This window comes from Anaerotaenia torta (assembly GCF_050433395.1).
Taxonomy (GTDB): domain Bacteria; phylum Bacillota; class Clostridia; order Lachnospirales; family Lachnospiraceae; genus Mobilitalea; species Mobilitalea torta.
The window spans coordinates 261,958-285,390 of the sequence record NZ_JBNPXH010000006.1 but is presented as its reverse complement, the minus strand read 5'-3'; the positions used below and the strand labels follow the sequence as shown (position 1 = coordinate 285,390).

The 23,433-nt window shown below is 47.5% G+C and carries 21 protein-coding genes; all 21 read right to left on the bottom strand.

Annotated features, from left to right (window positions below; all coding sequences use genetic code 11):
• Positions 1–147: 147 nt before the first annotated feature.
• The 21 genes from trmD to HNQ56_RS12045 all read right to left on the bottom strand — a co-directional run bounded on the left by trmD (position 148) and on the right by HNQ56_RS12045 (position 23,430).
• Positions 148–924 (bottom strand): tRNA (guanosine(37)-N1)-methyltransferase TrmD, encoded by a 777-nt coding sequence (trmD, locus tag HNQ56_RS12145; protein ID WP_429146294.1) that lies wholly within the window; start codon positions 922–924, stop codon positions 148–150.
• Between the two features lie 140 nt (positions 925–1,064).
• On the bottom strand, positions 1,065–1,571 hold the full coding sequence (rimM, locus tag HNQ56_RS12140; RefSeq protein ID WP_429146292.1) for a ribosome maturation factor RimM: 507 nt from the start codon (positions 1,569–1,571) through the stop codon (positions 1,065–1,067).
• A gap of 187 nt (positions 1,572–1,758) precedes the next feature.
• Positions 1,759–1,989 (bottom strand): KH domain-containing protein, encoded by a 231-nt coding sequence (locus HNQ56_RS12135; protein WP_429146452.1) that lies wholly within the window; start codon positions 1,987–1,989, stop codon positions 1,759–1,761.
• A gap of 54 nt (positions 1,990–2,043) precedes the next feature.
• Positions 2,044–2,286, bottom strand: a complete 243-nt coding sequence (rpsP, locus tag HNQ56_RS12130; RefSeq protein ID WP_429146289.1) for a 30S ribosomal protein S16 — start codon at positions 2,284–2,286, stop codon at positions 2,044–2,046.
• 90 nt (positions 2,287–2,376) lie between these two features.
• Positions 2,377–3,723 carry a signal recognition particle protein gene (ffh, locus tag HNQ56_RS12125; protein WP_429146286.1) on the bottom strand — a complete coding sequence of 449 codons (1,347 nt, stop codon included), beginning with the start codon at positions 3,721–3,723 and terminating at the stop codon, positions 2,377–2,379.
• Positions 3,724–3,727: 4 nt separating this feature from the next.
• Complete coding sequence (ylxM, locus tag HNQ56_RS12120) at positions 3,728–4,102, bottom strand: YlxM family DNA-binding protein (RefSeq protein WP_429146285.1); 375 nt, start codon at positions 4,100–4,102, stop codon at positions 3,728–3,730.
• 77 nt (positions 4,103–4,179) lie between these two features.
• The gene (locus HNQ56_RS12115; RefSeq protein ID WP_429146282.1) at positions 4,180–5,592 is read right to left on the bottom strand and encodes an oxaloacetate decarboxylase subunit alpha; all 1,413 of its coding nucleotides are present in this window, start codon (positions 5,590–5,592) and stop codon (positions 4,180–4,182) included.
• Between the two features lie 19 nt (positions 5,593–5,611).
• Positions 5,612–6,031: an acyl-CoA carboxylase biotin carboxyl carrier protein subunit gene (locus HNQ56_RS12110; RefSeq protein ID WP_429146281.1), complete on the bottom strand. Its 420-nt coding sequence runs from the start codon at positions 6,029–6,031 to the stop codon at positions 5,612–5,614.
• A 242-nt stretch (positions 6,032–6,273) separates the two neighbouring features.
• Positions 6,274–6,597 carry an OadG family protein gene (locus tag HNQ56_RS12105; protein WP_429146278.1) on the bottom strand — a complete coding sequence of 108 codons (324 nt, stop codon included), beginning with the start codon at positions 6,595–6,597 and terminating at the stop codon, positions 6,274–6,276.
• Between the two features lie 14 nt (positions 6,598–6,611).
• Entirely contained in the window at positions 6,612–8,048 is a 1,437-nt protein-coding gene (locus HNQ56_RS12100; RefSeq protein WP_429146276.1) for an acyl-CoA carboxylase subunit beta, read from the bottom strand.
• 140 nt (positions 8,049–8,188) lie between these two features.
• Complete coding sequence (locus HNQ56_RS12095) at positions 8,189–9,781, bottom strand: hypothetical protein (protein ID WP_429146273.1); 1,593 nt, start codon at positions 9,779–9,781, stop codon at positions 8,189–8,191.
• A gap of 112 nt (positions 9,782–9,893) precedes the next feature.
• Entirely contained in the window at positions 9,894–10,499 is a 606-nt protein-coding gene (locus tag HNQ56_RS12090) for a regulatory protein RecX (RefSeq protein WP_429146270.1), read from the bottom strand.
• Positions 10,500–10,667: 168 nt separating this feature from the next.
• Complete coding sequence (gene recA / locus HNQ56_RS12085; protein ID WP_429146267.1) at positions 10,668–11,693, bottom strand: recombinase RecA; 1,026 nt, start codon at positions 11,691–11,693, stop codon at positions 10,668–10,670.
• 403 nt (positions 11,694–12,096) lie between these two features.
• Positions 12,097–13,317, bottom strand: a complete 1,221-nt coding sequence (gene ilvA, locus HNQ56_RS12080) for a threonine ammonia-lyase (protein ID WP_429146266.1) — start codon at positions 13,315–13,317, stop codon at positions 12,097–12,099.
• A 40-nt stretch (positions 13,318–13,357) separates the two neighbouring features.
• Positions 13,358–14,293 (bottom strand): signal recognition particle-docking protein FtsY, encoded by a 936-nt coding sequence (gene ftsY, locus HNQ56_RS12075; RefSeq protein WP_429146263.1) that lies wholly within the window; start codon positions 14,291–14,293, stop codon positions 13,358–13,360.
• A 174-nt stretch (positions 14,294–14,467) separates the two neighbouring features.
• On the bottom strand, positions 14,468–18,025 hold the full coding sequence (gene smc / locus HNQ56_RS12070) for a chromosome segregation protein SMC (RefSeq protein ID WP_429146261.1): 3,558 nt from the start codon (positions 18,023–18,025) through the stop codon (positions 14,468–14,470).
• Positions 18,026–18,089: 64 nt separating this feature from the next.
• Positions 18,090–18,812: a ribonuclease III gene (rnc, locus tag HNQ56_RS12065; RefSeq protein ID WP_429146259.1), complete on the bottom strand. Its 723-nt coding sequence runs from the start codon at positions 18,810–18,812 to the stop codon at positions 18,090–18,092.
• 125 nt (positions 18,813–18,937) lie between these two features.
• Positions 18,938–19,168 carry an acyl carrier protein gene (gene acpP / locus HNQ56_RS12060; protein WP_429146256.1) on the bottom strand — a complete coding sequence of 77 codons (231 nt, stop codon included), beginning with the start codon at positions 19,166–19,168 and terminating at the stop codon, positions 18,938–18,940.
• A gap of 24 nt (positions 19,169–19,192) precedes the next feature.
• Positions 19,193–20,194, bottom strand: a complete 1,002-nt coding sequence (gene plsX / locus HNQ56_RS12055) for a phosphate acyltransferase PlsX (protein WP_429146253.1) — start codon at positions 20,192–20,194, stop codon at positions 19,193–19,195.
• 440 nt (positions 20,195–20,634) lie between these two features.
• Complete coding sequence (locus HNQ56_RS12050) at positions 20,635–21,414, bottom strand: CheR family methyltransferase (protein ID WP_429146250.1); 780 nt, start codon at positions 21,412–21,414, stop codon at positions 20,635–20,637.
• A 63-nt stretch (positions 21,415–21,477) separates the two neighbouring features.
• On the bottom strand, positions 21,478–23,430 hold the full coding sequence (locus HNQ56_RS12045) for a bifunctional 4-hydroxy-3-methylbut-2-enyl diphosphate reductase/30S ribosomal protein S1 (protein ID WP_429146247.1): 1,953 nt from the start codon (positions 23,428–23,430) through the stop codon (positions 21,478–21,480).
• Positions 23,431–23,433: the final 3 nt, after the last annotated feature.

Genomic DNA, 23,433 nt, shown 5'->3' with positions numbered 1-23,433 from the left:
AATCGCCATGAAAGTGCCGGCATGGATCCGTTCCCCCTCTCATCTATATATTCCACTTCTCTCAACCTTGCTTCTCTTTAAAAGACGAATGCGTTAGACCTTATTGCTAGTCTAACGCATTCGTCCTATGTTTGTCAAGATCATTTCTCAATATACATCGTAATTTCTTTGAAAAATCAGCTTAGTAAGGAATTCTCCCTCTTCCTCGGATAGATTTGCCTTCTCCAGCAGATCCGGACGGCGTTCCAGGGTCCGAAGGATTGATTGCTGTCTTCTCCAGGTATCGATATTGGCATGGTGCCCGCTCAGCAATACCTCGGGAACCTTCCGGCCCATAAAAATCTCCGGTCTGGTATACTGGGGATACTCCAGGAGGTTGTCCTGGAAGGATTCAAACTCGGAGGATACCTCGTTATTCAGCACACCGGGAATCAACCGGGAAATGGCGTCAATCATAACCATAGCCGGCAGCTCTCCGCCCGTCAGAACATAATCACCAATGGACACATAATCCGTCACGATCATCTCCAGCACCCGTTCGTCAATTCCCTCATAATGCCCGCAGAGAAAGATCAGATCCTCTTCCCGTGCAAATTCCTGAGCCATGCTCTGGTTAAAGATGCTTCCCTGAGGGGTGACATAGACTACCTTCGGCTTATAGTCGGAGCCTTCCTCCTGCCTGGAAAGACGGATATGATTTGCCAGATATCCGTAGGCCTTATAAACCGGCTCCGCCTGCATCACCATACCGGCTCCGCCTCCGTAGGGATAATCATCCACCCTCATATGCTTATCGCTGCTGAAATCCCTGATATTTACCGTATTGACGGAAATCAGCCCTTTCTCCATTGCTCTTCCGGTAATGCTGGTATTGAGTCCCTGCTGTATCATATCCGGGAAAAGCGTAAGTACGTGAAAATTCATCCGAGTACACCTTTCTTACATTATTCCGTTCGCATTATTTTGCTTACATTATTGTGATCACATTACTTCCCTTACCTTATTCCAATTATCTTATTTCACTTGCTTTATTTCATTCATCTTACTTCATTTGCCTTACTCACTTACCTTAACCCATCCAGCAAATGAACTACAATCTTGCGGTTTGTTACGTCCACATCCAGAATACATTCCTTAATAGAAGGGATAAGAAGCTCCTTCCCTTCCAGGGTGTCTACGACATACACATCATTGGCGGCAGTGGTGAGAATCTCTGCCAGAGTTCCCAGCTTGCTGCCATCTTCAGTATATACTGTGGAACCGATCAAGTCAAAGATAAAATATTCCCCCTCCTCCAGGGCTACCGCATCCTCCCGGCGAATCAGAATATCCTTTCCCCTGTATTTCTCGATTTCATTGATATCATCAATTCCTTTGAACTTTAGAATTACCAATTGTTTGAAAAACTTAACCGCTTCCAGCTCCAGCTCCAGGAGCTCCTTTCCCGTATCCAGAAATATCTTCTTCAGTTCCTTGAACCGGTTGGGATCATCGGTGGTAGGAAACACCTTAACCTCACCGCGAATCCCGTGGGTGGTGGTAATAACACCAACTCTAAGAAAATCGTCCATCTTGTCCCATCCCTTTCCCTGGCCTATGCCTTTCTCCTATCTCATCTATCAAAATCCCGCCCGTGAAACCGGCAGGAAAACATCACAGTACAAAAAGAAGCTGTTCCACTATGCCAATTATGAAAAACCTGACATAACAAACAGCTTCCTCGATTTTGCACAGGAAAAACTGCAGTTGAATTACCTGCTATTGCAGAATCTCAACTACTACCTTTTTGTCATCCTTTGTTGCGGCTGCTTTCACTACAGTACGAATGGATTTGGCGATGCGGCCTTGTTTTCCGATTACCTTACCCATGTCCTCGGAAGCGACCTTTAATTCCACAACAATTGCTTTATCGGTTTCTTTCTCCGTAACAACAACCTCATCGGGATGATCCACAAGAGCTTTCGCAATTACTTCAACTAATTCCTTCATCATACAAATAACCATGCCTTTCTAACAGCCTGCCTGGTCAATCACATTCCATTATTACAGGATGCCTGCATTTTTGAAAATCTTGCCTACAGTATCGGTAGGCTGAGCACCGTTAGCCAGCCACTTCTTAGCTGCTTCCGCATCTACCTTGAACGCGCTGGGATTCTGGGTCGGATCATAGGTTCCAATTTCCTCGATAAATCTACCATCTCTGGGTGTTCTGGAATCAGAAACAACAATTCTATAGAAAGGAGCCTTCTTCTGTCCCATTCTCTTTAATCTGATCTTTACTGCCATTTATTTCACCTCCTTAAAAAATATACCTTACCACTAAAATCTATTGCAAATGTTCATAGAATACTGTGTTCTATGCCATTACAACGCCTGTTAAAATCCAAAAGGAAGCTTAAAACCGCCGTGCTTCTTGCCCTTTCCTCCCATCATTCCGGAGAACTGCTTCATCATTTTCTTCGATTGCTCGAACTGCTTCACCAGGGCATTCACCTCACTGATGTCAACACCGGCACCGGCGGCAATTCTCTTCTTGCGGGAAGGATTTAAGATATCAGGATTGGAACGCTCCGCCTTGGTCATGGAATAAATGATCGCTTCCGTGGAGGACAGGGCATTCTCGTCAATATCCACACCCTTCAGCTGCTTGCCCATACCGGGAATCATCCCCAGAAGGTCCGCCAGACCACCCATCTTCTTAACCTGCTGCATCTGATCCAGGAAGTCATTAAAATCAAATTCCGCCTTCTTGATCTTCTTCTCCAGCTCCCTGGCCTTGGTTTCATCAAATTCCGCCTGCGCCTTATCAATGAGGGTGAGGATATCTCCCATCCCTAAGATACGGGAGGCCATACGGTCCGGGTAAAACTGCTCCAGATCGGATAATTTCTCGCCCATACCAATGTAAAGAATGGGACGCCCGGTTACGGCACGGATGGAAAGCGCAGCACCGCCCCTGGTATCACCGTCAAGCTTTGTGAGGATAACACCGTCGATGCCAAGCTTCTCATGAAACATCTCGGATACATTCACCGCATCCTGGCCGGTCATGGCATCCACCACCAATATGGTCTGATGTATTGTGATACTTGACTTAATCTCCTGCAGCTCCTCCATCATGGCCTCATCAATATGAAGCCGTCCTGCAGTATCGAGTATGACTACATTATAGCCGTTCTTAGCCGCATGCTCCATGGCAGCTTTGGCAATATTAAGAGGCTTATGCTTATCTCCCATGGAGAAAACACTGACTCCCTGCTTATCTCCGTTGATCTGCAGCTGCTCTATGGCCGCCGGACGGTAAATATCACAGGCCGCCAGAAGGGGCTTGCGTCCCTTGGATTTGAGCTTTCCTGCAATCTTGGCAACCGTTGTCGTCTTACCGGCTCCTTGGAGACCACACATCATAATCACGGTGATCTCGTTGGCCGGTCTCAGCTGGATCTCAATGGTTTCCTCGCCTAAGAGCCTGACCAGCTCTTCATTTACAATCTTAATTACCATCTGTCCGGGCGTCAGGCTGTTGAGCACATCCTGTCCGACGGCCCGTTCCTGGATGGTATTGATGAAATTCTTAACCACCTTGAAGTTAACATCCGCCTCCAATAAGGCCATCTTAACCTCTTTCATGGCGTTCTTCACATCGGCTTCGGAAAGGCGGCCCTTTCCCTTCAAGCCCTTGAAAATATTCTGCAATTTATCCGATAGGTTTTCAAATGCCATAGAATCACAGCTCCTTTAAAATATCATCTGCCAATGTTGCAATTGCGGTAATCTGTGTGCTGTCACCGCCGGCTGACACCTCTGAAACAATTTCCTTGATTGCGGATAATTTATCTTTGATAGACCCGAATCTGCTGACCAGGGAAAGCCTGGCTTCATACTCCTTCAGCTCCGAGACGCACCGTTTTACAATATCATGGACGCCCTGCCGGCTGATCCCCCTCATCTCTGCAATTTCGCTTAAGGACAGGTCATTTAAGACATAGTCCTCGAAAATCTGTTTTTTATGATCACTCAGCAATTCACCATAAAAATCATACAAAATGGATTGCGCAACGATTTCATCCAGCTTATCAATCTGTTTATCCTTCTGACTCATAAAAAAACACCACCTGTAAAGGAATTTTCTTTACAGGTGGTAGTATAACGAATTAATTGCGGGTTGTCAAGCTTTTTTTATACCGGATAAGCCTGATTTGCCTTATCTGCCGCAGCCACATCGACCTTGGTCTTCTGAGCCTGGCGGTATTTGAAGAAATCCAGTGCAACCTGGGGGAATAAAGCATAGGATAATACATCCTCGTCCTGTTCCTTCCACTCCGCAATCTCCGCCTCGATCTTATGAAGCTCCGGCTGGATTAAATCTGCGGGGCGGCAGGTAATGGGCTTTTTATCGCCGATTACCTTCTTCTGCACTTCCGCGTTGAAGGGCTTAACGGTCTGACCGTATTCACCGGCCAGCAGCGCCTTGGTTTCCTTGGTCACCATCTTATAGCGCTCTCCCGCAAGAACATTGAGCACCGCCTGGGTACCAACGATCTGGCTGGAGGGAGTTACCAACGGAGGCTCGCCAAAATCCTTCCTCACTCTCGGCACTTCCTGAAGCACATCATAATATTTATCTTCCTGTTTTTGCTCCTTTAACTGGGAGACCAGGTTGGAGAGCATACCGCCGGGTACCTGGTATAACAGGGTCTTAATATCAACACCCATAACCTTGGGATTGAGCACTCCGCTGTCCAAAGCCTTGTCACGAAGAGGACGGAAATAGTCAGCGATCTTAGCCAGTATCTGCTGGTCATAGCCGGTGTCATAGGGAGTTCCCTTAAAGGTCTCTACCATAACCTCGGTAGCCGGCTGGCTGGTTCCCATAGCAAAGGGAGACATAGCCGTATCGATAATATCACAGCCTGCTTCCACGGCCTTCATATAGGTCATTCCGGCCACGCCGCTGGTGTAATGGGTATGCAGGTCAATGGGGATGCTGACCGCTTCCTTTAACGCGCTGACCAGCACAGTGGCCTCATAGGGAACAAGAAGACCTGCCATGTCCTTGATGCAGATGGAAGACGCGCCCAACTCCTCGATTTTCTTAGCCATGTTCACATAGTACTCGGTAGTATAAGCATCGCCCAGGGTATAGGAAATAGCAATCTGCGCATGCCCTTTTTCTTTGTTGGTTGCCTTAACGGCACATTCCAGATTGCGGATATCGTTCAGCGCGTCGAAGATACGGATGATATCAATACCGTTTGCGATTGATTTCTGAACGAAATAGGCTACCACGTCATCTGCATAATGACGGTAGCCCAGAATATTCTGTCCGCGGAACAGCATCTGGAGCTTTGTATTCTTAAATCCGGCCCGGATCTTACGCAGTCTCTCCCAGGGATCTTCCTTCAGGAAACGAAGGGAAGCATCAAAGGTTGCTCCTCCCCAGCACTCTACCGCATGGTATCCGACCTGATCCATGATCTCAAGAATCGGAAGCATCTGTTCCGTTGTCATTCTCGTTGCAATCAGGGACTGGTGGGCATCACGCAATATCGTCTCGACTATTTTTACCGGTTTCTTAACTTGTTCTGCCATCACTCTACCTCCTCTTCTGTTAGTTCAAGGACGCAAGCATTGTGCCTGCTTCTACGGACTGGCCTGCGCTGACATTGATGCTTGCCAGAGTGCCGTCCTGGGGAGATACGATTTCATTCTCCATCTTCATGGCTTCCAGAATGAGAATTACCTCTCCCTTCTTGAGTTTCTGTCCCACTGCAGCCTTTACAGCTACAATCTTGCCGGGCATGGGAGAGCTTACCGGAATGCTGCCGGTGCTTCCTCCGGCTGCCGGGACGGAAGCTGCTGCCGGGACGGGAGCTTCTGCCGCCTTCGGAGCAGGAGCCGGTGCAGCTGCGGGAGCTGCCGCAGCAGGTCTGGCAACAGGGGCAGGGGCTGCCGCCGGAGCGGTTCTGACGCCTTCTTCTACTGACACATCATAGGTATTACCATTTACGGTTATCGTATAATATTTCATAATGAAATCCTCCTTGTTCATTGACATTTATGCACAAAGGCATTTCATGTCTGCATCATGGTTTATGTCTGCATTGTATTTTTCAGGCATTATGTTTCATACGTACATTGTATTTCATGCAATCATTGCATTACGTGCATTCACTGTATATTTTATACATGCACTATAATTCACAAATTCATTGTAACTTATGTGCATCTCGCAGTTTGTGTATACATCATGCTCTATGCATGCTTCGTACTCTATGCATTCTTCCACTTACCCGCGTTGGATCTGCGGATGGAACGTACTACCAAGCCTTCTGCCGGTACCGCATCCCCCAGAGAAGCATAGATTGCGGCTGTAATAACAGCGACCAGCTCACAATCGGATACCAGTTCCTCCTCCGTCTCCACAATCTGTGCAATCGCCTTGTCCACAGAGGTGCTTTGAGGAGCTGTTTCTGAAAAAGAGGTATTCAGATTCGGCTTTATATTAACAAAATATGTTACCAACATGATCAAAACAACAATTGCTAAAACAATGACCGCACCAAACAATGTATTTAAATTAACATAGTCACCCATAATCTCACCTCATTCTATTTGGTGCCGTGCTTTTTGGCAGGGCGGTTCTCTCTTTTGGTAAAGAGCATCTCAAAGGAATAGATCACATGCTGGCGCACGGTCTCCGGTTCGATAATGCTGTCCACATAACCGCGTCTGGCAGCAGCCTCCGCACTGGACTGGAGCTTCTCGTATTCAGCGGCCTTCTCCTTCACCGCCTCAGCGCTTTCTCCTTCACAGATGATCTGGGCAGCCAGTCCGGCCTCCATCATTCCGATCTGTGCGCCGGGCAATGCATATACCATATCCGCTCCGATATGCTTCGAGTTCATGCTGATATACGCTGTGCCAAAGGCTTTCCCGATAATTACATTCACCTTGGGAACCGTGGCATTGGAGAATGCATAGGTTAACTTGGCAGCAGCTCTTGCGATGCTCTTCTCTTCCTCCACCGTTGCCTTATAGCCGTTGACATTAGTAAGGGTCAGTACCGGTATCTCGAAAGCATCACAAAAGCTCACGAAGCTGCCGGCCTTTTCACAGCCTGCACTGGTGAGTCCTCCGTCAAACTTCTCGCTTACTTTGCCGCTGTCATCCACCACCTCGGTGCGGTTTGCAACAGCGCCCACGGTCATGCCGTTAAGACGGATAAAGCCGGTTACCATTTCCTTCGCATAATCTGCCTTTACCTCAAAGAAATACCCATTGTCGGAAATATCCCTCAGGGCTCTGGCCGTATCGGTTAATTCGGAGGATAGCTGGGTTACCAGACGGTTCAGATCATCCTCACACTCATTATAGGAAGCATCATCCTCATTATTGGACGGCAGGAGTGTCACCAATTCCCGAACCTTCTCCAGCACCTCGGCCTCCGAAGCGCCTACATAGTCCACCGCGCCGCTCTTTGCCTGGAAATTTGCAGCTGCGGTATCACATTTTTCCTTATAGTTAGCCGCCAGGGCGTTGGGGGAATTCACAAATAATCTTGCGCTCTTTCCTTCCATAAATGAAAAATCACTTAAAGAAGCCATCACAGCCAGTCCGCCGCCGGAATTACCAAAAACTGCGGTAATCTGGGGAATTACCCCGGAAGCCATGGACTGCTTCAGGTAAATCTCACCAAAGCCGTTCAGCGCATCGGTTGCCTCCTGGAGTCTCAAACCGGTAGAATCAATCAGACCGATGACAGGGGCACCTACCTTAAGTGCTAAATCGTAAATATGAACTATTTTTTTCGCGTGCATTTCACCGATGGAACCGCCAAGGGAAGATGCATCCTGACTGTATACATAGACAAGATTCCCATCAATTACACCATAACCGGTGATTACGCCGTCAGCAGGAGCTTCCTTCTGCTGTAAATTAAAGTCTGTACTCCTTTTTGTAACGAAAGCGCCGACTTCAACAAAACTATTGTCGTCAAGCAAAGAAGTAATTCTCTCTCTTGCTGACAATTGTGCTGTACTGCTCATTTTCAGCCCTCCATTTTTCTATTGTAATTATAAAATCAATTCTCTGCCGATTTTAATTGTATTATACTTACTCTCAAAAGGCAAGGATAAATTAATGAATTTTGGTGTAATATGCCATGAGAGAATGGAATTATAAAAACCTACATCAGCTCCAGCGTAATATCCTCACAGGTCTTTTCAAAGAACACCATGCGCCATTCCACACTGTCTACAGGCTCAAAGTGTAATGCGGAACAGGCCGCATGCTGCTTCAGCCTGTTCTGACCGCTGCCCAACAGGAGGACAGTCGGGCCATCCGCACCGCCGATAATGCCAATGCTGCTAATGCCGCTGAATTGATGGGACTCAATGGAATCGATATCCTTTTGCCGGGGTGTGTCGGAACGCCGGCAATCTGTTACATTAAAGGTACCATCCGGCAAATCCGGCAAAAGTGTATAGCTCATTGCCGTATAGTATCTCGGAAACTCCATATTCGGGATATTAAAATGCTTCTGGGATAGATCGATTTCCCGCTGCCCGTATTCCTGTACCGTCAGTGTATGCGCCGCACCGGTGACCGGGTGCGTAAACGTAATCTGCTCACCGGGCGCTGATGTATGGAAATGGGACCCCTGCACAGCTGCCAGCTCCCGTTTCAGTGTGACACTGAGGGTGGTAAGCTGCGGTTTGCGCTTCTTCGTCCACGGAAAAGCGGTACGCCAGATCACCCAGCCACAGGCAGGGTCCAGTCCGTAATGCTCCACCACTCCCTTTTCAACAAATCCATTCCCTTCCGGAAAGCAGGGATTCCACGACACACCGCAGCCATGGGAGCTGTGAAGAACGGTTCCGTTCAGAACTCCTTGGATATCCACATGAATAGTCAGGGGATTTTCTGCATCCATCTGCGGCAGCTCTTCCTCGGTAGGCCTGGTTTCAGCCTTATGAGCCTCATGCCCGGGGAAATTCCATTTTTCTATAAAGGAGCGGATGCGTTCAGCCGGAATCTGCAAGCACATATCCATAACGATACCTTTACTGCACAGGTAAACCGCCGGGATATGCCAGACTTCCTTATTCCAGGTGAACTGCTTCCGGAGAGTGATTTCCCTGCCCGCTCTCTCACGGCCGCGGTGCCCCCAGAAGTTGCAGTCAAAGTAAACCTTCCATGGGAGCGGCTCCGGCTCGCCGGGAAGCTGCTCATGATATTCCTGCGCATACTCGATGCGGCTGTAATCAAATTCCGCCTGCAGCTCCTTGACATAGGAAAAGGGCCGCTCCATGGGCGTAAGCTCCAGCGCCTCCCGTATCGTATCCAGCACGGCCTTCTGTGCATCCGTGGGCGGATTGTCCTGTAAAAAAGCATCAAACTGCTCCTGCTCCCAGCAATAGATCTGTTCCAGCGCCGCTGTATCATTGCAGGCCAGCATAAGCCGCAGGAAATCCATAAAATTCCCGGCCACCGGATGCACATAATTTCCAGGCGTATTCATAGGGCTGACCGCAAATACCATCTCGCCAAAACCGTGCACAAAACAGAAATGAATGCCATCCATACCTGTCCAGCCAATTACTTTCGCACCTTTGGGTGTGCAGAAATAATTGCTCTGCTGGCCGCTGGCCTCAAAACCAAGCAAGGATGCGTCCAGCTTCAATTCTTTATACCGCTCATAATACATCATGATTATGTCCATACCCTTTACTGCACAAATCACCAGGAAAGTGCTGGCACGGACTCGATCCCCCTTCATTTATATGGTTTATTTCTTTTATTCTTATGTCTCTTCATTCTTTTATCTCTTCTTTCTTGTATCCTTTTATTCTTTTGTCCTTTTATTCTTTCCCCCTGTTTTATTCAGGCCTTCAGTCTATGACATCTCTTACCTTCCCCATGTCAAAGCCTTTTCGGTACAGGGAAGCCATCAGCTTCTGCTTTTCTTCATAAGACAAGGCCGCAGGATCCCCGGTCTTTTTGGCAATTGCCTTCTGTATTGCAATGCGCTCCGCATCTTCCGGCTCCTCCTCGTACTCCGCCTGAAGAGCCTGGTCCACCAGCTCTTGGGATACTCCCTTTTGCAAAAGCTCTGTTTTTATCATCAGCTTGCTTTTTCGCATTTTTCTTGAACGGATAAATCCCGCCGCAAAGCGCTCATCGCTGAGATAATCGTAATGCCGCATATAATCCATCACACGATCTATGATTTCTTCCGGATAAGCTTCCTGTGCCAGCTTACCCCTTAGCTCCTGCTCACAGCGGTCCATAAACCTCAGAAGGTTAAGAGCCTTTTGCAGCCCGCGGGGATAGATGACCTCGTTCTGAAGCTCCTCATATTGTTCCGCAGTAATGGATATGCCCTCCTTCAGGTTATATTTCTCTATCTCTTTCTCATATAAAAGAAAGGCGTATTCTTCATCAAGGAACACCTTGAAACCATGTTTCCTTTCTTCCGTTATCTGTGTGATCCGCATAGCCTCCCCCTTCCAACAGTGATATAGACGGATATCAGAACGACGTGTCCGTCCCTTTACACTACACTTAAGAAAAGCTGTCCCCGAACAGAGAAAGACCGGTCTCCTCATAAAACAACCTGTCTTCCCCCATCCGGGACAGCTACTAATCAGATACAGCAAAAGTGCTTATTCCGGTACTTCATTCTCATTTTTAGCAGGATGCAGCATATACTTCTCCCGTACCTTTGCTTCCACCTCTTCACAAATCATGGGATTATCCAATAAGAACTGCTTTGCATTCTCCCGTCCCTGTCCGATCTTCGCATCGTTATAGGCGTACCAGGCACCGCTCTTGATAATGATATTGGAATCAGCCGCCAGATCCAGAATATCTCCTTCTCTGGAAATTCCCTTACCGAACATAATATCAAACTCCGCCTCCTTGAAAGGAGGAGCAATCTTATTCTTAACCACCTTAATCCGGGTTCTGTTGCCCACAACTTCCCCGCCCTGCTTCAAAGCTTCAATTCTTCTCACATCCAGACGGATGGAGGAATAGAACTTCAATGCACGTCCGCCTGTAGTCGTCTCAGGATTGCCGAACATGACACCCACCTTCTCACGAAGCTGGTTTATAAATACTACGGTACAGTTATATTTACTAATGACAGCCGTAAGCTTCCGAAGCGCCTGGGACATCAGTCTGGCCTGGAGACCCACATGGGAATCTCCCATCTCGCCGTCAATCTCCGCCTTGGGAACCAGCGCCGCTACGGAGTCAACAATAATAATGTCAACCGCCCCGGAACGTACCATGGTCTCTGTAATCTCAAGGGCCTGCTCTCCGTTGTCCGGCTGTGAAATATACAGATTATCAATATCTACACCGATGTTCTTCGCATACACAGGATCCAGAGCATGTTCCGCATCAATGAAACCGGCAATGCCGCCCCGCTTCTGTGCCTCTGCCACCATATGTAACGCAACGGTTGTCTTACCGCTGGATTCCGGACCATAGATCTCCAGAATTCTGCCCTTGGGAACCCCGCCTAAGCCTAATGCGATATCCAGACTGATGGATCCGGTGGGAACGGTTTCAATATTCATACGGGCGTTGGTATCACCAAGCTTCATTACGGAGCCCTTGCCATACTGCTTCTCAATCTGCGCCAGAGCGGTCTCCAGGGCTTTTATCTTATCATCCTTTGCCATAACAATCTCCTTTTTCTATTAAAGTGTCCCTCTAATATGCGAACTAATGTTCTATTGATAATATTAACTGATATCCTGTTCCATGTCAATATATAAATTGAAACATGTGTACGCATATGCCAGGATTAAAGCGCCAAAGCACTTTTGACGCTTTAATCCTGCTATTCATGAAAAAATAAAAACGGAATAACAGAATATAAAGATATTCTTATTATATCCGTCCCAGTAATAATTGTAAAGTTCTTCTATATTGATGAAATTCACAAACTTATCCTTGCTTTTTATGTAAGATCACTAACCCGCCCTAAGCTTTCGGGCAAATACGGATGAAACAGAGGAGAGAATGCACTCCGTCTGCATTCCCGCTCCTGTGAAATCATCCTCTTTCTATATACCATGCAGCTTATTCGTATAGCTTGCTCGGCTGGCACAGCTTAGGATCATAGCCATGATCCATCAGGGCCTGCACAATCTCCTGCTTGTGCTCATGCCCGAAGGTCTCCATGGTAATGGTCAGCTCCACTGCCGCATTGCGGTTAATACTGACAAACTGATTATGGTCCAGACGAATTACATTGCCCTGGCATTTTGCTATAATGGAGGCTACATTCACCAGTTCACCCGGACGGTCCGGCAAAAGTACGGACACGGTGAAGACCCGGCCTCTCTGGATTAAACCGTGCTGCACCACGGAGGAGACGGTTATGATATCCATATTTCCGCCGCTGAGGATGCTGACTACCTTTTTATCCTTGCAATTCAAATGCTTCAAAGCTGCTACTGTAAGGAGTCCTGAATTTTCAACCACCATTTTATGATTTTCAATGATGTCAAGGAAGTTGACAATCAGCTCCTGGTCCTCCACGGTGATGATATCATCCACATACTTCTGGATATAGGGGAATATCACATCTCCGGGGGTTTTAACCGCGGTGCCGTCCGCAATGGTATCAATCTGGGGCAGCGTTACTATATGGCCGGCCTTTAAGGACTCCTTCATGCAGGCGGCTCCCGCCGGTTCCACACCGATTACTTTTACATTGGGATTCAGCATCTTGGCCAGGGTTGCCACACCCGCCAGCAGGCCTCCTCCTCCCACGGGAGCCAGGATAATGTCCACCGTGGGCAGATCCTTAAAAATCTCCATGGCGATGGTTCCCTGCCCTGTTGCCACAACCTCGTCGTTGAAGGGATGAATAAAAGTATATCCCTGCTCCTGGGCCAGCTGGAGCGCATACTGGCAGGCTTCATCATATACATTGCCGTATAGAATAACCTCCGCGCCATAGCTCTTGGTACGGTTGACCTTAATCAAAGGGGTAGTGGAAGGCATTACGATGACGGCCTTTGCCTGATAAAGCTTCGCCGCATAAGCAACACCCTGGGCATGATTGCCGGCAGAAGCGGTTATAAGACCATGCTTCCTTTCTTCCTTGGACAGGGTGCTTATCTTATAATATGCGCCGCGAACCTTATATGCTCCGGTAAACTGCATGTTTTCAGGCTTTAAGTACACCCGGTTGCCGGTGGTATCTGAAAAATAGCTGCTGTAGACCAGCTCCGTTCTCAGAATCACCTTTTTGACAGCCTCCGTAGCTTCTTCAAATTGATCCAGTGTCATCATGGTATTACCCTCCATCTACGTGCTGCTGCACGTTAAAATATTACTGCTCATTCTTTTGGAATAGAGCATTTACAAAATCTTCTGCATTAAATTTCTGAAGATCATCTATTTTCTCACCGATACCGATATATTTTACAGGTATTCCAAGCTCCGATTGAATCGCTATGGCAATTCCGCCCTTGGCGGTTCCGTCCAGCTTCGTGAGAACAATGCCGGTGATCTCTGCCACCTCGTTGAATTCCCTTGCCTGGGCCAGGGCGTTCTGACCCGTGGTTCCGTCCAGCACCACCAGTGTCTCACGATAAGCCTCCGGATATTCCCGCTCGATTACACGGTTGATTTTCTTCAGCTCCTCCATGAGGTTCTTCTTGTTATGAAGACGGCCTGCGGTATCGCAGAGAAGTACATCCACATCCCTGGCTTTTGCCGCAGTGACTGCATCATAGATCACCGCCGCCGGGTCGGAGCCCTCCTTCTGGGCGATAATATCAACATTGGCCCTGTGAGCCCACTCGGTCAGCTGTTCAATGGCAGCGGCACGGAAGGTATCCGCAGCGGCAACCATGGTCTTTTTCCCCTGATCCTTCATCTGACCGGCCAGCTTTCCCACGGAAGTGGTTTTACCCACCCCGTTTACACCGATGAGCAATACCACGGATTTTCTGTTCTCGAATTCATAGGCGGTATCCTCCAGCCGCATCTGCTCCTTCATGCTGGAGATCAGCAGCTGACGGCATTCCGCCGGATCCTTGATTTTATTTTCCTTGACCTTTTCCCTGAGATTCTCCAGGATGGCCGTAGTGGTGTTGATTCCCAGGTCGGCCATGATCAAAATCTCCTCCAGCTCCTCATAGAAATCATCATCAATACTGGAGAAGCCGCTGAAAATCGCATCAATTCCATGAGCGATATTATTCCTTGTCTTTGTCAGACCCTGTACTAATTTACTGAAAAATCCTGATTTGTTTTCTCCCATAAGAATAACATTGCCTCCATTATACGCACTGACACACCGGCAGCGCTGCCGGTGCTCCGTTTATTAAAATACATAATAACATTACATTACCGTACCCGCAAGACAAATCTTCATACTGATGTCCTGCCGGCACTTGATTTTGACATATCCCCTGACTTAAGCGGGAAAATGGCATCAGTTCAGCTGTCCTTCTATCAGGCTTACGGATACCAGGGTGGACACTCCTTTTTCCTGCATGGTAATACCATATAGAATATCCGCCGCCGCCATGGTTCCTCTCCTGTGGGTTATAATGATAAACTGGGTGTCCTTCGTGAGCTTATGCAGATATTTTGCGAAGCGGCCCACATTGGAATCATCCAGGGCTGCCTCAATCTCATCCAGCAGACAGAAGGGGGAAGGCTTCAAATTCTGAATTGCAAACAGCAATGAGATTGCCGTCAGCGCCTTTTCGCCGCCGGAGAGCTGCATCATATTCTGAAGCTTCTTGCCCGGGGGCTGTGCATTGATCCGAATTCCCGCCTCCAAGATATCCTCGCTGTCCGTCAGCTCCAAACCGGCAAGTCCGCCGCCAAAGAGTTCTTTGAACACAACATCAAATTCTTCATTGATGGCTTTGAATTTCTCTATGAATTGAAGCCGCATCTCCGTATCCAGCTCCCGGATAATCTGCTGCAGAGCTTCTTCCGCCTTAACCAGATCCTCCCGCTGGGTATGCAAAAACTCATATCGTTCGGAAAGATTCCGGTAATCCTCAATGGCATTCACATTGACATCCCCAAGCTCACGGATCTTCGTCTTGACCTCACCGATCTGCTTCTTCACCTGGGGCAGGCTGATCTCTTCCTCTACGGGATATTCGGTAGCTGTGGAATAAGTGAGCTGATATTCCTCCCACATATAATTGACCTGTTGGTCCGCCTGTTCTGCCAGCCTGTCCTTCTGGCCGTTTAACCGGAAGAGCTCCTTGTCAAGCTCATTCATGCGGTTGGATAATTCCTCCCGCTTCGTAAAGAAATTCTTATGTACCCCGGTAATCTGTTCCCGACGGGCCGTCTGTTCCCGGAGTTTTTCTTCCTGAACAAGAATTTCCTGCTCCAGGGAGCGAATCCGCCCCTCCTGCTCCTGAATGATTGCTTTCTTTTCCTCCACTGCATGGGAGGTTTTGAGGATATCTGAATTAAGAGTTTCCTCCTCCTCGTAGAGCTTGGCAATCTCCCTCTTAATTCGCTTTATGTTTTCCAACGTAAACTGATTATTCTGTTCCAGGGCAGACATCTGCAGCCGAAGGGCGGAAGACTTCTCGTTAGCCGCTTGTTCCAGGCTGCGCTCCGCTTCCAGCTTTTCGTTCAGCTGTTCGATCCGTTCCTCCTTCTCCTTACCATGGAGGGAGTTAAGGGAGAGATTCTCCTGCAGCTTCGACAGCTGCTCCTTCAGATCTCTGGCCTGAAGCTCGATTTCCTGCAATTCTCTGACATACTCCTGGTAAACCGCCTCGGTTTCCGCCTTTCTGGCCTTCTCCCGTTCCAGATTCATGCTCACGGTATTCTGCTCCAGGAACTTCTCCTGTAATAACGCCTTAAGGTCTTCCAGCTCCCCGCGGAGTCCGGTTCTGGCTTCCCTGGCTTCTTCCCGCCGGGAGAGCAGCTCCTCGGTCCTAAGCTTCAGGGATTGAACCTCCCTTTCCATCTCTTCGATTTCTCTTCTTCTTCCCAGAAGATTGCTGGCATTCTTATAAGCTCCGCCGGAAATGGATCCTCCCGGCGTCAGCAACTCCCCTTCCAGCGTTACAATACGCAGGGTGTAATTAAATTTCCTGGCCATGCTGGTGGCATGATCAATGTGATCCACTACAATAATACGCCCCAGCAGATAGTCGATCAATTCCCGGAACCTTCCGTCTGCTTCCACCAGCCGGTTAGCCATTCCCAGAACTCCCGGCTCACGAAGAGCCTTATCCCCCTGAGAGCCGCTGCCCGCCGAGATATTGGTCAAGGGCAGGAAGGTTGCCCTTCCGAATTTATTTTTCTTCAGGTATCCGATGAGCTCCTTAGCGGTAGCCTCATCCTCGGTAACGATATTCTGAATCGTTCCGCCCAGGGCCGTCTCAATGGCTGTCTCATAAGCCTTGTCCACCTTAATGATATCTGCCACAACACCTACAATTCCAGGCATATGAGGCTTTTGTTCCATCACCTTCTTGATACTGATGCCATATCCCTCATAACGCTCTGTCAGATTCATCAGGGAATCCAGACGTGATTGTTCTCCCAGATATCGGGCCTGCACCTCGTGATATTCCTTATTGGCGGCATCCATCCGGTTTTGAGCATCTGCAATGCCCTGCTCTATGGCGGTTACCTTCGCGGAGTATTCGTTGATGCTCTCGGTAATACGGCCCAGGTTTTTTGTCTCCGCCTCTATTGTCTCATTATAGACGCATTCCTCACTCTTATTCTTCAGAATGCGCTGATTCAAATCGGCTTTGCGGAGGGTATTCTGCTCCAGCATGGTTTCATAGCGCTGCATATTACCCTTAATGCCCGAATTGAGATTCAGATATTCAAAGATCCCATTATTACATTCTTCAATCTCTCTTGTATAGGCCAGAATATTCTCTTTGCTCCGGTTCAGCTCGTCCAAAGCGGCGCTGAGGAGATCATCCATATCGGCAATCTTGCCATCGATGGCATCCTTCTCTGCCAGATATCCCTGCTCCTCTGCCTTCCTGGCATCGGTTTCCTTCCGGGTATTCTCCATCCTGCTGCGGATATACTCGTCACTTTGCTGCAGGCCGCTGATCTGTTCCTGGAGAACCTTGATTTCACCTTCCGCTTTCTCCTTCTGCAGCTTCCGCTCATTGAAGAGGTTCCGGTCCTCTTCAAGGTTCCGGTCACATTCCTCCAGCTGCTGCTCCAGACGGACGTACTCTTCCTTGGTATTCTCATATTCCTGTTTGGTCCGCTCATAGTCCGAGGATGCAATGTCCAGCTTTTCCTCCAGCTGTTCCTTCTGGCCGCGCAGCCGGTCATACTCCTTCAGGAACTGATTCACCTCCAGGCTCTTCAGCTCCTCCTTTAATTTCAGATAGACACGTGCAACACCGGACTGCTTCTCCAAAGGAGCCAGCTGCTTCTCTATTTCCTTCAAAATGTCAGTAATGCGGGAGAGATTCAGCTTCTCTTCCTCCAGATTCTTTTCCGCCGCATATTTACGGCGCTTGAATTTCACAATTCCGGCCGCCTCATCAAATAATTCCCGGCGATCCTCCGGCTTACCGCTCAAAATCTTATCGATCTGTCCCTGTCCGATAATGGAATACCCTTCCTTTCCAATTCCCGTATCCATAAATAGCTCGTTGACATCCTTCAGTCGGCAGGGAGCTCCGTTAATCAGATATTCACTTTCTCCGGAACGGTATACTCTTCTGGCTACCGTTACCTCTTCATATTCAATAGGCAGCTTATGATCCGAATTATCAAGGGTGATGGCTACATAGGCATAGCCCAGAGGCTTTCGCATCTGGGTGCCGGAGAAGATCACATCCTCCATCTTCGCGCCGCGAAGCTGCTTTGCACTCTGCTCCCCCAGTACCCACCGGACGGCATCGGCCACATTGCTCTTACCGCTGCCATTTGGTCCGACGATGCCGGTGATGCCGTCATGAAATTCCAGCAGCATCTTATTGGCAAAGGATTTAAAGCCGTGAACCTCAATACTTTTTAAATACATCCGTAATCTCCTATCTATCCCAAATTACTATATTTCATCACAATCCTTAAAGTCCCGCTTTGGTTCAGCTCTCCCGCAGTCTTTGGATGGCCTGGCTGGCCGCCTCCTGCTCCGCAGCTTTTTTTGTTCTGCCGGCACCGGTGCCAATCTCATTATTTCCTATGAATACGGCAACCGTAAAGGTTTTGCTATGATCCGGCCCCTCCTCGGAGACCAGCTGATAGCGGAGTTTCTGTCCGTTATGATTGTTCTGGACCATTTCCTGTAAGATAGTCTTGCTATCGAAAAAGAGCTCTTTGTTCTTCAGATTGGCTAACAAAAAGTCTCTGATAAACTCTTTTGCATTAGTAAAACCACCGTCAAGGTAAATTGCACCGATCACCGCCTCCAGCACATCGGATAAGATAGAATCCCTCTCCCTGCCTCCGGAGATATCCTCTCCCCTGCCCAGAAGCAGATACTCCCCAATTTCCAGTTCCCTGGCGCAGGCAGACAGAGTCTGCTCGCATACAATGCTTGCCCGCATCTTAGTCATATCCCCTTCGGACAAATGCACATATTCCCTGTAAATGTACTCGCTGGTAACCAGTTCCAGCACCGCATCGCCCAGGAATTCCAAACGCTCATTGCTCTCTTCCTTACTCATCCTCATCTCATTGGCATAAGAACTGTGGGATAAGGCATGATAGAGAATAGACGGATCATGAAAGCGGTAATTGATCCTGCTCTCCAGCTCCTGCAGAGAAGCCTCCGTTTTTTTACCTGCCTTATTAAAGCGTGATTTCATATAGGCTGCCTCCTTATGTATGGAAAAGCCCATAGATAAGGCGAACCTTATTCACAGGGCTTTTCCACATGTAAGAGCGGTACCTTCCGTGTACCCCTCATCGTTTTCGATCAATAAATACGGGATTAATTCAATGCATTCTTTATCTGCTCAATCGCATCGGCTACCGTTACGATATTCTCTGCCTCTTCATTTGCGATTTCAATATCAAATTCTTCTTCAATTCCCATGATGATCTGGAAGACATCCAAAGAGTCTGCGCCCAGGTCATCCACAAAAGTGGTCTCCATTGTAATCTCATCTTCATCCACATTTAATACTTCACTGATAATTTTCTGTAACTTTTCAAATTCCATTCTTAGTCACCTTTCTTTCCTGATTTATTCGTTGTTACTGAGATTTGATCTGATTTTCTCGTTAATCCCCTGCTCGGTGAAGGTTACACATTGCAGGATTGAATTGCGTACCTCCGTGCTCTTCGCATTACCGTGGGTTTTAACAACAAGTCCGTTCAAGCCAAGGAGCGGAGCTCCGCCGTACTTTGAGGCATCAAATGCCTTTAAGGTTTCCTTTAATGCAGGCTTGCATAGCAGGGCACCCATCTTACTCTTTGTCGTACTCATAAGACCTGCCTTGATCTTCTTAACCAGGGCAGTTCCAAGTCCCTCGTATAATTTGAGAATTACATTGCCGACAAAGGCTTCACAGACGATGACATCTGCCCCGCCGTTGGGGATCTCCCGTGCTTCAATGCTGCCGATGAAGTTAATATCCCTGCAGTTTTTTAATAAGGGAAAGGTCTCTTTCACCAGCTGGTTGCCCTTCTCTTCCTCCGCGCCGATATTCACAATCGCCACCCTTGGTTTCTTAATGCCCAGGACATTTTCCATATAGATGGAGCCCATCTTCGCAAATTGTACCAAATGAGAAGATCTGGCATCCACATTGGCGCCGCAGTCAATCAACAGGGACACTCCGTCCATGGTGGGAATTAAGGGGGCCAACGGCGGCCTCTCTACTCCCGGAATACGGCCCACCAGCAGCTGGCCCCCGGCCAGCACGGCACCGGTGCTTCCTGCCGATACAAAGGCATCGGCTTCCTTATTCTTAACCATGGAAAGCGCGGCAACAATTGAGGAATTCTTCTTACGGCGAATGGCCAGAACGGGTGCCTCATTATTGGTAATGATCTCCGGCGCATGTACGACCTGTATGCGTTCCTTATCATAATCGTACCCGCTCAGCTCCTTGCGAAGGATCTCTTCCTCTCCGGTTAATATCACCTTAATGTCCTTCTTTTCCTGAACTGCGAGGACCGCTCCCTTTATGATCTCTCCCGGAGCGTTATCGCCGCCCATTGCATCCACTGCAACCGTAATCATACCTGTACTCCTCCCATTCAACCAAAATCCTATGTAGCCAATCTATAAATCAATATACTCGATATCATTCTAAAAATCAACCACATTTTTTATAAAAATAAAGCTGCCGCGCAATTGCCGTTACAGTTCCCGGTGCAGTTGGGTGGAGGACATGATGCTCCCTCACACAGGACGGAAGACACATAATCGGATTTGTATGCCATAGCCGTACAAGTATATTCGTCTATGTCATACAAATCCGATTATGTGTCTTCCATACAGTGCATTACGGGAGCATCATGTCCTCCACCCAACTGCACCGGGAACTGTAACCAGTTGCTTTCAAGCAACCCCTGCCCATGCACAGAATGTGCATCTTGCAAAGCATTTTATCGTATAGGGCGAACTTTCCCTGACAATAACAAGCCTGCCGAATTACGGCAGGCTTGTATGCAATATAATTATGCTTTCTTATAAAAGAAGGATTTGTAATTATGAAAGCCGATTTGCTGTGCCTGTATAATCTGCTCCGTGCTTCCTACAAATAATAATCCGTCTTTTTTCAATGATTTATGAAATTCGGAATAAATCTTATTCTTCGCTTCATCTGTAAAATAAATCAAAACATTGCGGCAGACAATCAAATCACAATTTGCGGGATAAGGATCCCTCAACAGATCATGCTGCTTGAATTCCACACAAGCCTTCACCTGATCAGAAATCTGATAGGTCCGGTCATTGACTTCCGTAAAAAACTTGCTTATAAATTCTTCCGGGACTCCCTTCAGACTTTTTACATGATATAAACCGGTCTGGGCCTTGGCCATAACCGTTCTGTCAATATCCGTCGCCAGAATCTTGATTTTTCCCATGGGAAGGAATTTTGATAACTGCATTACCAGGGAATAAGGTTCGTCTCCTGTGGAACAGGCGGCGCTCCATATCTTAAGCTCCTTGCCGAAATGCTCCAGCAGATAGGGAAACACCTCTTTTTCAAGCAAAGCCCACTGCTCCGGATTCCGAAAGAACTCGGATACATTAATGGTAATGTAATTGATAAATTCATCATAGGCTATCCGGTCTGTCTTCAGCCGGACAATATAATCGTCAAAGGATGTAATTCCATGCTTTGTAATCAAAGCCTCGATACGCCTCTTCATCTGGCGTTCTTTATAGGAATTCAAATCAATCTTTGTCATCTCATAAATAGACTGTTTAAACTTTTCGTAACTACCCAGCAAGACAAGTCTCCTTTATCATCCGTTAACTATAGCGTAATGACATACGCTTTCCCTATCTTATGATTATTCGCCATCCTCCGGCACGAGAGCTTCCTCTTCTTCTCTCTCAGGAGTCTCCAGGGCTTTAATGCTTAAGCTGATCTTCTTATCCTCTTTGTTGAATTCCACAACTCTGGCCGTAATCTCCTGACCGATCTTCAGTGCATCGGAGGGCTTCTCTACATGCTCTCTGGAAATCTGGGATACATGCAGCAGTGCATCAATACCCGGCTCTAATTCAACAAATGCGCCGAAATCCGTCATACGGGCGATTACTCCGTTAACCACATTGCCTACGGCATACTTGTTCTCTGCGTCGATCCAGGGATTGGCACTTTCAAACTTCAGGCTGAGGGCAATCTTCTCCCCCTGGATATCCTTAATAAAGGCCTTGACAACATCACCTACCTTGAATACCTTCCTGGGATTCTCAACCCTTCCCCAGCTCATCTCTGAGATATGAAGCAGACCGTCCGCTCCGCCCAGGTCGATGAATACGCCAAAGTCCGTAATGTTCTTAACGGTGCCTTCTACCGTATCACCAACATGAATTCTTTCAAACAGCTCTTTCTTTAAGCCTTCTTTCTTGGCAACGATTAACTGCTTGCGGTCACCGATGATTCTTCTCTTCTTCGGGTTGAATTCGGTGATAACAAAATCAATGCTCTCTCCGGCATATTTTGCCAGATCCTTCTCATAGGTATCGGAAATCAGGCTGGCAGGAATAAATACTCTTGCCTCATCGATTACCACACTTAAGCCGCCGTTTAATACGGCTGCAACCTTAGCGGTTAAGACCTCATGATTCTCAAAGGCCTCTTCCAGTCTCTTGTTGCCCTTCTCCGCGGCAAGTCTCTTGTAGGTTAAAGCCACCTGGCCTTCCCCGTCATTCACCTTGAGAATCTTTGCCTGCATTACATCGCCCACATTTACAACGGTTCTTAAATCCAGATTGGGCGTATTGGTATATTCGTTTCTCGTAATAATACCTTCCGACTTGTAGCCTATATTTAAGATGATCTCATCTTCTTTGACGCCCAAGACAATTCCTTCTACAACATCACCGTTGTTTATTTTCACTACCTTCTCTTCTTCTAATAATTGTTCGAAACTCTTTTCTGACATAGCGGTATGAACCTCCTTGATAATATTGTTTGGGGTCGAAGCCCCTGCTGTAATACCTACGTTTCGATAAGATTTAAACTTGTTTAAATCCAGGTCATCAAGTTTCTGTATATAGTAAGTATTTTCACATTCATTTTTGCAAATCTCATAAAGCTTTCTCGTATTCGAGCTATGCTTTCCGCCGATAACAACCATGGCATCCGACTGCCTTGCAAGCTGCAGGCACTCTGTCTGCCGTTCCTCCGTGGCATTGCAAATTGTATTTAAAACAAATATATCATAACCCTTTTTTGATATAATTTCAACTAAATCTTCAAATTTCTTGTAATTAAATGTCGTCTGTGCCACAATGTATATTCTCTGAGCCCCGGAAGCACTGAAGTTCCCGGCTTCTTCCTCATTTTCTATGACAGTATAACCGGAAGAAGAGTCCCCTGAAAGGGTATGGCACCATCCAATAATTCCCTGTACCTCCGGATGAAGCGGATTGCCAATGATAACGATGTGGTATCCCTCTTCACTCTTTTTCCTGACAACCCTATGTATTTTTTTCACATAAGGACAGGTGGCATCCAACAATTTATGTCCGCAGGAAGACAGCTCGTCCTGCAGCGTTTCAGAAACACCGTGGGAACGTATGATTATTGTACCCGCCGGTAAAACTTTTAATTCTTCGGGAGTTTCAACAACTTGGACTCCTTTTTTGCTTAAATCGGCCACTACCTCTTCATTATGGATAATCGGTCCGAAGGTATAGACCGGACGTCCGCTTTGAATTTCCTGATCTACCAAATCCATCGCCCGTTTTACACCGAAGCAGAAACCGGCAGTATTTGCAATTGTAATTTTCAATCG